The following is a 15,544-nucleotide window of genomic DNA, read 5'->3' on the forward strand; positions in this document are numbered from 1 at the left end:
TAAAAGTGGAAAATAAGTAATCTATCTAATACACTTTTTTCCTTGCTACATATCATAATAGTAAGAATTGTATTAGGAGGTAATGAAAGAGTGCAAGAAAATGTACAAGCTCAGCTTTCACCGCCGTGGATCACATATTTTAATGAGTTAAAAAATTCAATTGGTGCTGATCCAACTGTTACAGTTGGTCCGTTGATTCCAGTTGGCGGGAATTATATTATTTTGGTGCACGCGTTAAGTGATGAAAAAGCGAGAGCGTTAGCAACGCTCCTAAAATCTTTTGTAGAATTTGGGAATGTAAGTGTAACAGTTATTGTCACTAATAAGGAAAATGACATTGTAAATCCATTTCCATGTCCTCTAGATGTATTTGAAATTGCCCATTTATTTCAAGTGGCGTTAGAAAATAATCCTTATTTTGAACAAGTTGTTGTACAACCACAGCTCCCTGGTGGGTCAAATGTTGTCTTTCCAGTTTTTGCTGCGCAAGTGATTCAATTTTTTAACGATGATATTTCTAATTTATGTCAAACATTTACTGGTGTTGCTGCAAATGTATTTCATGATGTAATGAACGATGACGTTTGTGGTATCCCAATATTATTCTCCACAAGCTGTGTTTCGAGCAGGGAAAGTGCACAATTACAAAATACAGATTTAACACCAAAACTGTTTTATTAAATTGTGAGAAGACATTTTCATTAATAGGAAATGTCTTTTTCGTATGCATTAACGTTACTTTGTAGAGTTATTGCGGGCGATAAACGAGGCTTCCACTGATAAAATTGTTACTGAATCTTATATAGAGTGTAAAGATAGTATTTTTGAATTGAAATATAAAAGAAATGAGAGATAAATTGTTTTTGTTAATATAGAATAATCACAAAAAATACAGTAAATTAGCGTTCATACATATGTTTCATCGTATAAAGAAGATTAATTACAAAAAACGAAGATTAGTAGTAATAGAGAAAATAATTCTAGTATTAGTGCAAAAGATAGATTGATTAACTAATGTTATATAATGGTACATAGTTTTTTCACATGAAATGAATTACATCTAGAAAACACATTGTATACACAACAACACTGTATAGTTATTCTTATATAATAATAAAAGTGAGGTATTTTGGATTGAAAAAGAAAAAGCTATTTTTAGGAACAATTATTTCATGCGTAGTACTGGCATTATCTGCATGTGGTTCCTCAGGTAACGTAGTAACATCAAAAGTAGGAAATGTTACAGAGAAAGAGTTAAGTAAAGAGTTAAGACAAAAATATGGGGAAAGTACTTTATATCAAATGGTGTTAAGTAAGGCATTGCTAGATAAATATAAAGTTTCAGATGAAGAAGCAAAAAAACAAGTAGAAGAAGCAAAAGATAAAATGGGCGACAATTTCAAATCGACTTTAGAGCAAGTTGGATTGAAAAATGAAGATGAATTAAAAGAGAAAATGAAGCCAGAAATTGCATTTGAAAAAGCGATTAAAGCTACTGTCACAGAAAAAGATGTCAAAGATAACTATAAGCCAGAACTGAAAGTAAGTCACATTTTAGTGAAAGATGAAAAGACTGCTAAAGAAGTGAAAGAGAAAGTAAATAATGGTGAAGACTTTGCGGCTTTAGCGAAGCAATACTCAGAGGATACCGGTTCCAAAGAACAAGGCGGAGAAATAGCTGGTTTTGCACCAGGGCAAACGGTGAAAGAATTTGAGGAAGCTGCATATAAATTAGATGCAGGACAAGTAAGTGATCCAGTAAAAACAACTTACGGTTACCATATTATTAAAGTGACAGATAAAAAAGAATTGAAGCCATTTGATGAAGTGAAAGATGATATTCGTAAAGATTTAGAACAGCAAAGACTACAAGACACGACAGGTAAATGGAAGCAACAAGTAGTCAATGATTTATTGAAAGATGCTGATATTAAGGTGAATGATAAAGAGTTTAAAAAGACATTTGAATTTCTAGAAAAGAAATAATGACTGTAATTAGAAAAGGGAACCTTTAAAGGTTCCCTTTTCTAGTTAGTGTGTGAGTTATAAATAGATAGTAAGACAATACAATATTACATATAAATATTAAGAATTACAATGGAAATTTATGTAATTATCTTGAAGTAGGTTAATCATTACTTCGTAGAATGTTGATATTATAATGTTTTGTTTCATCTCATTAAATATAAAACGAATTAATTAATTTTAGCCCATTATTTGTAGGCAGTAAGATTTGCGTAGGCTAATTATTAGTCAGGAATGAACAAAGCTTGAGTGGATTAAAGTTTCACTTTACCCCATTTTAATGGGCAGTAAGACCCCCATCTCAAAATTCAGCGAAAGCAAAGAAGTTAGATAGGGATGAACTGCCCATAAAAGTCCGATTGGTTCAACTAATAATCAGTGGGGGATGAAGAACCCCCCCACTGATTAAAGTTTCACTTTATAGAAGTGGATAAACATAATTTGCAGAATGAAACATACAATAAGATTGAAATATATTGACGTTAAATGAAGTGAAAAGCAGAGCATTCTATTAAGATGGATGTTCTTTTTAGTATGAAATTTTAAGGAGAAGAATGAATACTTTTAAATGAATTATTGAATAGATAAATAAATTATGTAGGGGGAGAAAATGTGAAAGTAATTTTTCAAAGAGAAGACGGAGGAAAAATTTTTGAATCGTATGATGAAGATATAAATAACCTATTAGCTATTTTAAAAGAAACGAAAGGGATTAAAATCGGGATGGTTGAATATGAGGTATTAAAATACGAATTAGAGTATTTTCGAAACCCGAAAAAAGCAGTAACAGAGAGGGAGTTACATATAATAGTACAACCAAAATATATTTAATAATTAGAGTGAATTATTAATGAATAGTTTTATGCAGTATGTACGAAAAGAGAGTGTTTAAATTGCTCTCTTTTCATAGAAATTCATAAGGAACGAATGGAGGTCCATTATAAATCCCTTAAATTTTGTGAGTTCGTTCTTTATAATATATGCTTTCATTTATAGATGGTTAATAAACTCGAAAAAATTAAAACTTTTTAGTTGATCTTTTCACCTCCCATTTAATAGGAAGTGAAAAGATCATTTGATGAAGAAAAAATAAATCTCTTCTCAAAAGAACGTAAGTTCGTGTATAATTAGAACGAATGTTCTTTTGAGTGTAGATAGTATAAGATTTAGAAATAAAGTGAAACTGTAATTAGCGGGTGTTTACGGGGAGTTGATCTTCGACTTACTTTCCTTGTATGTCTTGAATTTTGAGGTAGGAGATTTCTTACCTGTTCATGCGGGAGAAATATGAGCCGAGCAATTATTAAAGAATAATCGAAGCACAATATGTTTGAAATAGAATGGATAAATAATCGAGGAGATAGAGAAATGAATGATGTAAAGATGCAAAGAGCAAAAAGAGAATGGGTTCCATTTACAGTAATGTCGGAACAGTTATTAAGTATGCGAAAGGTTATTGGGGAGAAATTTAAAGTACAAAAACCATTCTTAACAAAAGAAGCAAAAGAGGGAATTTCTGATAAATTATTAATGTCATTATTGTCTGAGAAAGAAATATTGGTGACATATTTTGAAGATGGGTACATACTTACAAGCTATATGACAGTTGTACATATAAATCCGCTAAAGCGCATTGTAATGTGTACTGACGCGTTTTATAAAACTTACGTATTTAATACCACGGATATTATTGAAATAACGTAAAGTAAGCTAAAATTTAACTTTTAGCTTACTTTACGTTATGTTAGATGTGGAACAGAAAAAATGAAACGGAAAAGCAGCTAGCTTCATACTAGCTGCTAAGCCCCAGGGAAAGGGAGAAAAAGATAGGGTACTCCAAAAATCAACAATAGCTGTATAACAGCCTGATTATAGTATGGACAAATTTAAAATTCTTAAACAGAACGATGAAAAAATAGGGTTAAGCTGTACCGACTTGGTTTTGATCCGCAAGGTCAGAATCAAACGTATTAGTCGCACTCACACCATTAAAAGTATTAACAACAAAACCAACGTTGGAAGCGCCAGATCCATTATAAGCCTTCGTATTTTCTTTTGGAGAAACGTTGTAGAAATCACCTAAGTTAAATGAACCGTTACTATTTTGTACAACTAAATTCCCTACAACTGAGGGCATAGTTTTCACCCACTTTACAATCATTTGTTAACACTACTATATGGTCTTATAGTCCAAATGGTTCATCTAACAAAAATTGCGGAATAGTAAAACGTTTGAAGTGTAGCTTAATCCCATAATAAAAGTGTGTTAAACTGAATGTAAGGTTACGTAATTAAAAATGAAAATTGTATAATTATCATATACGAAAACAAAGGAGGCAAAATGTAATGAATAATGTTATAAAAAAAGTAGATTTAACAGATGCAAAGTCAAGTAATCTTGTTGCACTTATTTATAGCAATGAAGTTATATTGATTGAAGAAGCATTTTGTCCAAATGAAATAAAATTAAAGTTTAATGAAATTGCAATTTTATCGGCTATTAAAACGGCGCATATAATGAAAGTATCCATTAGAAAAGAGCTTGACGCGTTTTTTCATGACACGGGTGTTTTATTGGTGAAGCATAGTGCTGAGTATGGAAACAGTCAATCTATCACTATGCATTTTGAACAATTTAAAAAGTTACAACATGAGATTGAGTATTTAAGTAAAAGTATGTAATAAGACAAGATGAAGATTCTTTCATAGAGGTGAACAGTTCTATGTTGAAAAAATGGTTTGAAAATTTTTTAGACGAATCTCACTGTAAACATAAATATAGTTTTATTAAGATGCAGGATAATGAAGATTTCAAAAGTGGTAAGCTAGGTGTAGCTTATGTGTATAGGTGTGAGAAGTGCGGGAAAGAGAAGTTGAAATTTAAAAGCAATAATGAAATAAATAATGATTTTTTTGATATATAGGAAAGAGTAACTGTTATGGGTTACTCTTTTTTGTATTTTTAACACACTATAGAATGCACAAAATTAAATGTAGAAAATAAATATGAGTTAAAGGAGGGCATTTATGTATTTCGAAAGCACTAGAAAACTTCTAAATAGGTGATAAGAATGAATCTAAGCGGTTTAAAAGTGACAGGAGCATGGTTTCAAGTAGGAGGAAATCTTACAGCGGCAATTGGGACGACAAGAGGATTTATCGGGGAGGAGAAAGCTGAATCGAAAATTGTAATTGTAGGAAGCTCATTACAAGCCCTCGGGTATATATTGCAAATTATAGCGAGTAATGAAACCGAAGATGAAGGTGAAAGAGAAAATCAAAGTATGTGTTTGGAGAATAAAAGTGAAATGCTCGATAAAATGGGCATTGAGTTATTAGCGTTAGGAAATATATCAAATGTAATAGGAACATATTTTAATATAAAGGAACAATTGAAAGAGAATGATTATCTTATAATTATAGGGAATAGCTTACAATCGATTGGAGCTCTTTTAGGAGTAGAAGCGGCTTTGCTTCAGATTAAAACGGTACAGAAAATAATAATACTAGGCAATTCTCTGCAAAGTTTAGGGGCTGGACTTCAAGCGTATCAAGGCATTATTAATGTGATGAAGAATAGAATCGAAAATGAAGACAGTATAGTTGATCAGAAAGATGAGAGAATAATAGCACTCATTGGTGTTTGGATACAAGCGATAGGAACTGTTATTTCTGCAATTGGATTAACTATCATAGAGAAAGAAGAAAGATTAGAAAAAATAATCATATGAAATTGTTCATGGAAAGATTGTATGTAAAATTTCAATTTTACATAAGTAGAAAAGTTGAAGTGGTAGGTTTTTTGACATTGAAAGAGAATATATAACAGTAGAACAGTTATTAGTGGTTAATAAAAATATTAGAAATGCAAAAGTCATTGGTTTGTATAGCGTATGGAGAGAGAAAAATACAAAATAAGGAGTTTTCAAGAAATGATGTATTTGTTGGCAATTCTTCTTCCACCTGTAGCCGTATTATTTTGTGGAAAACCATTTCAAGCAATAATTAATTTCATATTAACATTAATATTTTGGGTTCCAGGCGTTATTCATGCGATATTAGTTGTACATGATAAAAAAGCAGATCGGCGTTTAAAAAAACAAATTCAAGCATATGATGAAATAAATAAAAAGAACAGAAGATAGCTGAGTTGTGAAACGATTTTAAAAAGAAAGGGGGGACCACCTCCTTTCTTTTTTTATTCTGGTTAAGTTTATATTTTGGTGTAGCGGTAAGAATTTTTAATATAAGTATTGTGATAATTCGTTTTTGAGTGTGCGTTTAGTAAACCGGTGTAAATGTTTTCAGGAACGTTAAAGAAATCATACAGTCCATTCTTTAATTGAATGCGTAAAATCATAGAAAAAGGATTATATCCAACAGCAACTATAGTTTTGGAAATCACGGGAGATAACTCCATCATTACGCAACTCCTCACTTTTCATTTTTAATAATTTCTTATAGCTGTTGAGGTTGTGATGTTGAAATCTTTATAATTAAAGAGGTATTATACTTATATGCAATATATTAAATGTTCGTTATACGTAATTATAAGGAAGTTCACACGAAGTACATATCGTTGTGCTATTTTTATTTCACCTTTGATTTATAAATAAGAAAATATTGACCATTTGAAAAAAAGGTATATTATTTATACGAGGTATTAAAAATTCACTTTTTACATTCTATGCTTAAAGGGGCAGCATTATTAGAAAAATAGAAGTGAAAATACTTTGTGTAACAAGCATTCTAAAATTTATAATCTGTGAATTAGGAAAATATTGAATGCTCCAGGTCAATATACTTTCTTAATTAAATTTATTTTAGAAAGTGACCTCAATATTTTTAAGTAAATCAACGGGAGAATTGAAAGGCAGGAGAAAGTAACATGTCAGAAAATTATCGTTCTCGAGAGGAGCGACGACAAGTTAAAAAGAAAAAACAGCCAGCTTCTAAAACACAAAAACCAAAAGGTAAAACATCATTTTTTCGCAAGTTTTTAATTACTTGTTTATTACTTGGTATTGTTGGTTTAGTGGGGGGAGTTGCTACCTTCTTCGTAATGATTAAGGATGCACCGAAACTTGAGAAAGCAAAACTTGTTAATCCGTTATCCTCAAAAATTTATGATAAAAATGGCGATTTGGTATATGAATACGGGAAAGAAAAGCGGACGAATGTTACGTATGATCAAATTCCTAAATTAGTAGAAAATGCATTTTTAGCAACAGAAGATTCACGTTTTTATGAGCATAGTGGAGTAGACTTTAAAGGTACTGCCCGTGCTGTCTTGGTGAGTCTTAAAGGAGATTACGGTTCACAAGGTGGAAGTACAATAACGCAACAGGTTATTAAAAACTACTTCTTATCGATGGAAAAAACATCAAAACGTAAGGTCCAGGAAATATATTTAGCGTATAAACTAGAACAACAATATTCAAAACATGAAATTTTAGAAATGTATTTAAATAAAATTAACTTAGGAAACCGTTCATATGGTATCGCAACAGCAGCACAAAACTACTATGGTAAAGAATTGAAAGATTTAACATTACCAGAAGTTGCGATGCTTGCAGGTTTACCGAAAGCACCGAATAACTATGATCCAACGAAAACGGAGAATATTCAAAGAGCAACAGAAAGAAGAAATGTTGTACTAGGATTAATGAATCGACATGGCTATATTACGAAGGCAGAAATGGAAGAAGCTTCAAAAGTTGAAGTGACAAAGGGACTTAAGACAGCAACGGAACTTCAAACAATGCCGCATACTGCATTTATGGATGCCGTAGTGAAAGAAGTAGAAAAAGAAATACCAGATGTTAATATTGGATCTGATGGCTTAGAAATTTATACAACATTAGACCCGAAAGCACAAGAATTTGCTGATAAGATTTTAAATGACAATATTATTAATTATCCAAATGATAAGTTCCAAGGTGCTTTCACATTTATGGATACGAAAACAGGAGAAGTTCGTGCTATAGGTAGTGGACGCGGTGAAAATAAAGCAGTATTTAAAGGGCATAATATGGCAATTGAATTAGATCGTGCAGCTGGTTCAACTATGAAGCCAATCTTTGATTACGGTCCTGCAATTGAATACTTAAAATGGGCTACGTATCATCAAATTGATGATTCTCCATTTAAATATTCAACTGGACAAGAACTTCGAAATGCGGATAGAAGTCACTTAGGCCCAATTACTATGCGTGAAGCGCTAAAAATGTCACGTAACGTTCCAGCAGTTAAAACTGCAAAAGAAGTAGGACTGAATAAATCAAAGGAATTCTCTGAGAAATTAGGTATTACATTTAATAAACCGCCGGCAGAATCTACAGCGATTGGTACAAACGAAGTATCACCAACTGAAATAGCAGGTGCTTATGCGACATTTGGTAATGGTGGAAAGTATGCAAAACCGCATTTTGTTAAGAAAGTAGTTTATCCAGACGGTAAGTCACAAAGTTTTGAGCAAAAACCAAAACAAGTTATAGCTGACTCTACAGCATATATGATTACTGATATGCTTCGTTCAGTAGTAACATCTGGTACTGGTACAGCGGCAAATATAAGTTCTTTAGATGTAGCTGGTAAAACAGGTACAACAAACTATGATTCAAAACAACTAGCGAAATATAACATTCCAGAAAGTGCAACCCGGGATAGTTGGTTTGCAGGTTATACGCCGCAATATACGATGGCGGTATGGACTGGATATATGAAAGATGGTAAAGACGAGTATATTAGTAGTAAAAATACGAAAATTGCACAGTTGATCTTTAAAGAAATGATGAGTAAGTTTGCTACTGACAAATCAAGCTTTAAAATGCCAAGTAGTGTTATTCAAGAAGGTAGTGAGCTACGTATAAAAGGGGAAAAACGTGATTCTTCTCCAAATACGAGCGTACCTGATACAACGGAACAACCAAAACAAGATCAACAGCAAAAGACTGAAGAAGAGAAAAAGCAAGAAGAATTAAAGAAACAAGAAGATCTTAAAAAACAAGAAGAACAAAAGAAACAAGAGGAACTTAAGAAGCAAGAAGAACAAAAGAAACTAGAAGAGCAAAAGAAACAAGAAGAAGAAAAGAAACAAAATGAACAAAATAATGGAAATGGCCAAGGAAATACAACACCTCCAGCAAATAACGGAGGAGGCCAAGGAAATACGACACCTCCAGCGAATAACGGAGGAGGTCAAGGAAATACGACACCTCCAGCAAATAACGGGGGAGGTCAAGGAAATACGACACCTCCAGCAAATAACGGAGGAGGCCAAGGAAATACGACACCTCCAGCGAATAACGGAGGAGGCCAAGGAAATACGACTCCACCAGCGACCACAGAACCAAATACTGGCGGTAATGCAGGAGAGGCCCCTGCTAATAATGGACAATAAGAAAATTTTATAAAAAATATTAAAAAGCACTTAAGATTTGTAAAAATTACAATCTTAAGTGCTTTTTTCTTTTAAATGCAGTAACTATGAGACAATGTATTTTAAATATTAAAAGTACCATAGAAGTTTTGAAAATAAATTGAAGGAAAATGATAAAAAATTTGAGACTGGGGTAACGGAGGATAGGCGTGGCTTTGAAAGGTGGTACTACTTGGATGTGCGCCATGATGCCAAAATGAGGGAGTAATTTGACCTGGAATTTGATATTGTTGCCAAGTTGCAGGAAGTTCAATTCCTACATCGGAACTAGCTGTATGAATGGCTGGAACGTGTATCCCAGGAGTCGAGGGAACGACGGCTGTTACTCTTGAAGAGATCCACATAACATAATCACTCCTAAATTGCGATAATAAAGTAGTATATTCTTTTCACACATATAAAGGTACAAATAAATGGGACTTTAGGCTAAAACATACGTATAAAGTTGTAAGACCAATTTAAATTGATTTTGGACCATTTATTATAAAAAGATACGTCTATTTACGGACGGAAAAGGAACGAAGAAACTGTAAAATGGAGGTGTTAATTGCAATAACTTACGTGTTTATGGAGGAATATGAATGGAACGATTATGGACGAAATCATTTATTCAAATGACTTTCGCAATGTTATTTTTATTTACAGGGTTTTATTTACTTGTTCCAACGCTCCCACTTTTTATTAAAGAGATAGGTGGCAATGAATCACAAGTCGGACTTATGATGGGAATGTTTACAATAGCGGCGGTTGTAATACGACCGATTATTGGAGGGATGTTGGATCAATATGGTAGAAGATCCTTTACTATTTTCGGGCTCATCTTTTTTGGGTTAACGATGTACTCTTATAATTTAGCGACGACTATTATCCTTTTAGCTATTTTACGTGTTATTCACGGAGTAACATGGGCTGTTTCTACAACAGCTATTGGAACAGCGATAACTGATATTATTCCAGATTCACGCCGTGGCGAAGGTATGGGTTGGTATGGGATGGCTATGACGATTGCAATGGCAATCGGCCCAATGATTGGATTATTGGTTGTACAAAATTATTCATTTCACGGCCTTTTCTTATTAGCAACTCTTTTATCCATTATGGCAGTCTTATTATCATTAATGACGAAAATGCCATTCACACCACAAAAAGAAAAAGGGAAAATGCAACTGTTTGAAAAATCCGTACTATCCATTACGATAGTTGTATTTTTTTTATCATTTGCATATGGAGGGATTACGACGTTTTTACCGCTATTTGCATCGTCAATTGATGTGAATCCTGGGACATTCTTTCTTGTGTATGCAATTGCTTTAACAATTGTAAGGCCAATTTCAGGGAAACTATTAGATAAATTTGGAGAAGTATTCATCATACTCCCAGCATTATGCATTACTATTTTAGCTATCGTTGTATTAACTCTTTCAAATGGTTTGACGGGTGTAATGATTGCAGCAATATTATACGGTATTGGATTTGGCTCAGCACAACCAGCTTTGCAAGCGGCGATGCTTACAATTGTTGACCCGAGTAAAAGAGGAGTTGCTAACGCTTCATTTTTTACTGCATTTGATTTAGGAATTGGATTGGGTGCGATTTTACTTGGAGTTGTTTCGCAAATGTTTGGTTACCGTATTTTATTTGCGGGTAGTGCAATTTCAGGGTTAATTGCTTTAATTATTTTTGTCGTTCTTGTAAAACAACGATTAAGTAAAAAAGAATTTGCGTAAACTGGAGGAACAAAGATGAAAATTTCAATTGATGATAAAGCTCTACAATGGTTTAAAGAAGAATTACGTATATCTTTAGAGATTGTTGCAGAGCAACCAGATGGGGAAATCGTGTCAGTTGAGAAGGAAGGCATTCTATTTTTTGTAGATGTTGATGATCTTTGGTACTTTCAAAACTATGATTTAGTTGTAGGTTATCATGAGGAAATGGAAGGAATTTAATTTAATTACGTAAAATAATAACTTTATTAAAAATAAATAAATTTTATATGGAAATTATATTTAGAGAATAGTGAAATAAATATAATGCGAAAAGCGAGCTGTATATGAATACAGCTCGCTTTTTTATTTAGTAAAAGCAATTGCAAAGTAGATACATATTTAATGGGATTATATGAATCAACTTTATATTTTGTTTTAAAGATAAATAAAGAGAAGTCTGTCCTTTCTTTATAAAATATGAAAGTTATTGTTGAAAAACTGTATTGTTACATCGGTAAAAGTATAGGAAACTTATCATTATAAAATAAATTGAAATCTTCTAAAAACTCTGATACATTGAAATAGAAATGTAGTTTCGCAATATTGTAAAGGCTTACAGTTATGTGCACGAAGATCTATTAGGATTGGAGGAAATAATGATGAAAGCTGAAGAAAAATTTTCCCCGGGATTAGATGGTATAGTGGCAGCGGAGACGAAGATTTCGTTTCTTGACACAGTAAAAGGTGAAATTGTAATTCAAGGGTATGATTTAATCGAACTCTCAAAAACAAAAGAGTATTTAGACATTGTGCACCTTTTATTGGAAGAACATCTACCAAATGAGGATGAAAAAGCAAAACTTGAAAAGAAATTAAAAGAAGAATACGCGGTACCAGAAGGTGTATTTAACGTATTAAAGGCATTACCGAAAGAAACACACCCTATGGATGGATTGCGTACAGGTGTGTCCGCATTAGCTGGTTACGATAATGATATTGAAAATCGCTCGTTAGAAGTAAACAAAAGCCGCGGATACAAGTTATTGAGTAAAGTACCAAACATTGTAGCGAATAGCTATCATATTTTAAATAATGAAGAGCCAATCGAACCACTTAAGGAATTATCATATAGCGCGAATTTCTTCTATATGTTAACAGGTAAAAAACCAACTGAACTTGAGGAGAAGATTTTTGATCGTTCCCTTGTTTTATATAGTGAACATGAAATGCCAAACTCTACATTTACAGCGCGCGTTATTGCGTCTACGCAATCCGACTTATATGGTGCTTTAACAGGTGCGGTTGCATCTTTAAAAGGTAGCTTACATGGCGGTGCGAACGAAGCGGTTATGTACATGCTTTTAGAAGCTGGTAATGTTGAAAAGTTTGAAGAGTTATTACAGAAGAAACTATATAACAAAGAAAAAATTATGGGCTTTGGACATCGTGTATACATGAAGAAGATGGATCCAAGAGCATTGATGATGAAGGAAGCTTTAAAGCAGTTATGTGATGTGAAGGGTGATTATACACTATATGAGATGTGTGAAGCTGGAGAAAAGATTATGGAGAAGGAAAAAGGAATTTATCCAAACCTTGATTATTACGCAGCTCCAGTATATTGGATGCTTGGTATTCCAATTCAACTGTACACACCAATCTTCTTTAGCTCTAGAACAGTAGGGCTTTGTGCACACGTTATTGAGCAACATGCGAACAATCGTTTGTTCCGTCCACGTGTAAATTATATTGGCGAGCGACATGTGCTTAGTAAATAAGAACAACTGGGGAGTTGTTAGCGCCGCCCGCCAGATGGGTGTTTGACCGACACCCATCCTTAATAATAACGAATTTTCGACAGAAAGGGAAGGATAGCATGATTAAAACAAATGAAATTAAACAAAAAGATGCATTATTAGAAGAGATTACCGATTATGTATTAAGTAAAGAGGTAACAAGTGCAGAAGCATTTAGTACTGCTCGTTACGTATTACTTGATACACTTGGATGCGGAATTTTAGCATTACAATATCCAGAATGTACGAAATTATTAGGACCAGTTGTACCAGGAACAATCGTGCCAAATGGTACACGTGTACCAGGCACGTCATATGTACTTGATCCTGTGAAAGGTGCATTTAATATCGGCTGTATGATCCGTTGGTTAGACTATAACGATACTTGGCTTGCAGCAGAGTGGGGACATCCATCTGATAACCTAGGCGGAATTTTAGCTGTGGCAGATTATATTAGCCGTGTTCGTATTTCAGAAGGAAAAGAACCGTTAAAAGTACGTGAAGTATTAGAAATGATGATTAAAGCACATGAAATTCAAGGTGTACTTGCTTTAGAAAACAGCTTAAACAGAGTTGGTCTTGACCACGTATTATATGTAAAAGTAGCAACAACTGCTGTAGTTGCAAAAATGCTTGGCGGAACACGTGAAGAAATCTTTAATGCATTATCACATGCGTGGATTGATAATTCTAGTCTTCGTACATATCGTCATGCTCCAAATACAGGCTCACGTAAATCATGGGCAGCAGGTGATGCAACGAGCCGCGGTGTTCATCTTGCAATGACTGCCTTAAAAGGTGAAATGGGTTATCCGACAGCATTATCTGCACCGGGCTGGGGATTCCAAGATGTATTATTTAATAAACAAGAATTAAAATTAGCAAGACCACTAGAGTCATATGTAATGGAAAATGTATTATTTAAAGTTTCATATCCTGCAGAATTCCATGCACAAACAGCTGCAGAATGTGCTGTGAAATTACATCCAGAAATTAAAGAAAGATTAGATGAAATTGACCGTATTACAATTACAACTCATGAATCAGCAATTCGTATTATTGATAAAGAAGGTCCATTAAATAACCCGGCTGATCGTGATCACTGCTTACAATACATTACGGCAATTGGTTTATTAAAAGGAGATATCGTTGCGGATGATTATGAGGATGCAGTAGCAAATGATCCACGTGTAGATGAATTACGTAATAAGATGGTTGTTGTTGAAAATAAACAGTACAGTTTAGATTACCTTGACCCGAACAAGCGCTCAATCGCCAACGCTGTTCAAGTTCATTTCAAAGATGGAACTGTAACAGAAAATGTGGAATGTGAATATCCACTTGGTCACCGTTTCCGTAGAGACGAAGCAATTCCAAAAGTTGTTCAAAAATTCACTGCAAATATGGCAGGTCATTATTCTAGTAAGCAACAAGAACAAATTCATGAAGCTTGTTTAAATGAAGAGAAACTAGAAAATATGAATGTAAATGAATTTGTAGATCTATTCTTAATTTAATAATAGGGGGAATTTAGAATGGCTTGGGTTGTGAATAAACAGTCAACACAAGAGGAGCTTGCGAATCGCTTCCGAGCTTTAGTAGAAGCAAATGAAATTTTGCAAATTCCAGGTGCTCATGACGCAATGGCAGCTCTTGTTGCGAAAAATACAGGTTTTTCAGCTCTTTATTTATCAGGAGCAGCTTATACTGCAAGTAAAGGGCTACCTGATTTAGGAATCGTGACTTCTACTGAAGTAGCAGAGCGAGCGAGGGATCTAGTAAGAGCTACAGACTTACCAGTTCTTGTTGATATTGATACTGGATTCGGTGGTGTCCTAAATGTAGCGAGAACAGCAGTAGAAATGGTGGAAGCGAAAGTAGCAGCTGTTCAAATTGAAGATCAACAATTACCAAAAAAATGTGGACATTTAAATGGTAAAAAACTCGTTACGACAGAAGAATTAGTTCAAAAGATTAAAGCGATCAAAGAAGTTGCACCGAGCTTATATATTGTAGCGCGCACAGATGCTCGCGGTGTAGAGGGCTTGGATGAAGCAATTGAAAGAGCAAACGCCTATGTAAAAGCAGGTGCAGATGCAATATTCCCAGAAGCGCTTCAATCAGAAGAAGAGTTCCGTCTATTTAATAGTAAAGTAAATGCACCTTTACTTGCCAACATGACTGAGTTTGGGAAAACGCCGTATTATAGTGCAGAGGAATTTGCGAATATGGGCTTCCAAATGGTTATTTACCCTGTAACTTCACTTCGTGTTGCAGCGAAAGCGTATGAGCATGTGTTTACTTTAATTAAGGAAACTGGTTCTCAAAAAGATGCACTTTCAAATATGCAAACGAGAAGTGAGTTATATGAAACAATTTCATATCATGACTTTGAAGAATTAGATACTGGAATTGCAAAAACAGTATTATCAGAAGATCAATAGATAAAACAACTAAGGCGATGAGAGTACATCTTTGGCAAAATAAACTGCTTGATGTGAAAATTCATCGCCTTCTGTTTTCAAAAATAAGATATTCCACTCATCGTAGACGAGCATATGTAGTAGCAAGTA

General features: G+C 33.8%; 17 protein-coding genes. 14 read left to right on the forward strand and 3 right to left on the reverse strand.

Going from position 1 to position 15,544, the window contains the following annotated elements; all coding sequences use genetic code 11:
- Positions 1–90: 90 nt before the first annotated feature.
- From RTP99_RS04670 to RTP99_RS04685, 4 genes are all read left to right on the forward strand, one after another.
- The gene (locus RTP99_RS04670) at positions 91–681 is read left to right on the forward strand and encodes a hypothetical protein (protein ID WP_001157701.1); all 591 of its coding nucleotides are present in this window, start codon (positions 91–93) and stop codon (positions 679–681) included.
- A 453-nt stretch (positions 682–1,134) separates the two neighbouring features.
- Positions 1,135–1,986, forward strand: coding sequence for a peptidylprolyl isomerase PrsA (locus tag RTP99_RS04675; RefSeq protein WP_000727491.1), 852 nt, complete (start codon positions 1,135–1,137; stop codon positions 1,984–1,986).
- Between the two features lie 651 nt (positions 1,987–2,637).
- Positions 2,638–2,856 (forward strand): hypothetical protein, encoded by a 219-nt coding sequence (locus tag RTP99_RS04680; RefSeq protein ID WP_000864286.1) that lies wholly within the window; start codon positions 2,638–2,640, stop codon positions 2,854–2,856.
- 537 nt (positions 2,857–3,393) lie between these two features.
- Positions 3,394–3,729 carry a YolD-like family protein gene (locus RTP99_RS04685; RefSeq protein ID WP_001000621.1) on the forward strand — a complete coding sequence of 112 codons (336 nt, stop codon included), beginning with the start codon at positions 3,394–3,396 and terminating at the stop codon, positions 3,727–3,729.
- A 217-nt stretch (positions 3,730–3,946) separates the two neighbouring features.
- Here the strand turns inward: RTP99_RS04685 and gerPF are convergent, their stop codons facing one another.
- Entirely contained in the window at positions 3,947–4,162 is a 216-nt protein-coding gene (gene gerPF, locus RTP99_RS04690) for a spore germination protein GerPF (protein WP_001141565.1), read from the reverse strand.
- Positions 4,163–4,371: 209 nt separating this feature from the next.
- Between gerPF and RTP99_RS04695 the strand changes: the two genes are divergently transcribed.
- From RTP99_RS04695 to RTP99_RS04710, 4 genes are all read left to right on the forward strand, one after another.
- Positions 4,372–4,707, forward strand: coding sequence for a hypothetical protein (locus tag RTP99_RS04695; RefSeq protein WP_001066864.1), 336 nt, complete (start codon positions 4,372–4,374; stop codon positions 4,705–4,707).
- Positions 4,708–4,748: 41 nt separating this feature from the next.
- A complete protein-coding gene (locus tag RTP99_RS04700; protein ID WP_000915130.1) occupies positions 4,749–4,949 on the forward strand; it encodes a hypothetical protein in 201 nt (66 codons plus the stop codon).
- Between the two features lie 147 nt (positions 4,950–5,096).
- Complete coding sequence (locus RTP99_RS04705) at positions 5,097–5,756, forward strand: DUF6944 family repetitive protein (RefSeq protein ID WP_001053889.1); 660 nt, start codon at positions 5,097–5,099, stop codon at positions 5,754–5,756.
- A gap of 201 nt (positions 5,757–5,957) precedes the next feature.
- Entirely contained in the window at positions 5,958–6,170 is a 213-nt protein-coding gene (locus tag RTP99_RS04710; protein ID WP_000990223.1) for a YqaE/Pmp3 family membrane protein, read from the forward strand.
- Between the two features lie 68 nt (positions 6,171–6,238).
- Here RTP99_RS04710 and RTP99_RS04715 read toward each other — a convergent pair whose 3' ends face one another.
- Positions 6,239–6,448, reverse strand: a complete 210-nt coding sequence (locus tag RTP99_RS04715) for a KTSC domain-containing protein (protein WP_000970366.1) — start codon at positions 6,446–6,448, stop codon at positions 6,239–6,241.
- A 465-nt stretch (positions 6,449–6,913) separates the two neighbouring features.
- On the opposite strand from RTP99_RS04715, the gene RTP99_RS04720 reads away from it, so the two are divergent.
- Complete coding sequence (locus RTP99_RS04720; RefSeq protein ID WP_001293992.1) at positions 6,914–9,427, forward strand: PBP1A family penicillin-binding protein; 2,514 nt, start codon at positions 6,914–6,916, stop codon at positions 9,425–9,427.
- 101 nt (positions 9,428–9,528) lie between these two features.
- Here the strand turns inward: RTP99_RS04720 and RTP99_RS04725 are convergent, their stop codons facing one another.
- Positions 9,529–9,810, reverse strand: coding sequence for a hypothetical protein (locus RTP99_RS04725; RefSeq protein ID WP_000265000.1), 282 nt, complete (start codon positions 9,808–9,810; stop codon positions 9,529–9,531).
- Between the two features lie 237 nt (positions 9,811–10,047).
- Between RTP99_RS04725 and RTP99_RS04730 the strand changes: the two genes are divergently transcribed.
- The 5 genes from RTP99_RS04730 to prpB all read left to right on the forward strand — a co-directional run bounded on the left by RTP99_RS04730 (position 10,048) and on the right by prpB (position 15,415).
- Complete coding sequence (locus RTP99_RS04730) at positions 10,048–11,193, forward strand: MFS transporter (protein ID WP_000440678.1); 1,146 nt, start codon at positions 10,048–10,050, stop codon at positions 11,191–11,193.
- A gap of 15 nt (positions 11,194–11,208) precedes the next feature.
- Complete coding sequence (locus RTP99_RS04735) at positions 11,209–11,415, forward strand: hypothetical protein (RefSeq protein WP_000703223.1); 207 nt, start codon at positions 11,209–11,211, stop codon at positions 11,413–11,415.
- 416 nt (positions 11,416–11,831) lie between these two features.
- The gene (gene mmgD / locus RTP99_RS04740; RefSeq protein WP_041184530.1) at positions 11,832–12,953 is read left to right on the forward strand and encodes a citrate synthase; all 1,122 of its coding nucleotides are present in this window, start codon (positions 11,832–11,834) and stop codon (positions 12,951–12,953) included.
- A 98-nt stretch (positions 12,954–13,051) separates the two neighbouring features.
- Positions 13,052–14,488, forward strand: a complete 1,437-nt coding sequence (gene prpD / locus RTP99_RS04745; RefSeq protein ID WP_000598149.1) for a 2-methylcitrate dehydratase — start codon at positions 13,052–13,054, stop codon at positions 14,486–14,488.
- An 18-nt stretch (positions 14,489–14,506) separates the two neighbouring features.
- A complete protein-coding gene (gene prpB / locus RTP99_RS04750) occupies positions 14,507–15,415 on the forward strand; it encodes a methylisocitrate lyase (protein WP_000312648.1) in 909 nt (302 codons plus the stop codon).
- Positions 15,416–15,544 lie beyond the last annotated feature (129 nt).

Source organism: Bacillus sp. (in: firmicutes), assembly GCF_031983925.1.
Taxonomy (GTDB): domain Bacteria; phylum Bacillota; class Bacilli; order Bacillales; family Bacillaceae_G; genus Bacillus_A; species Bacillus_A pacificus.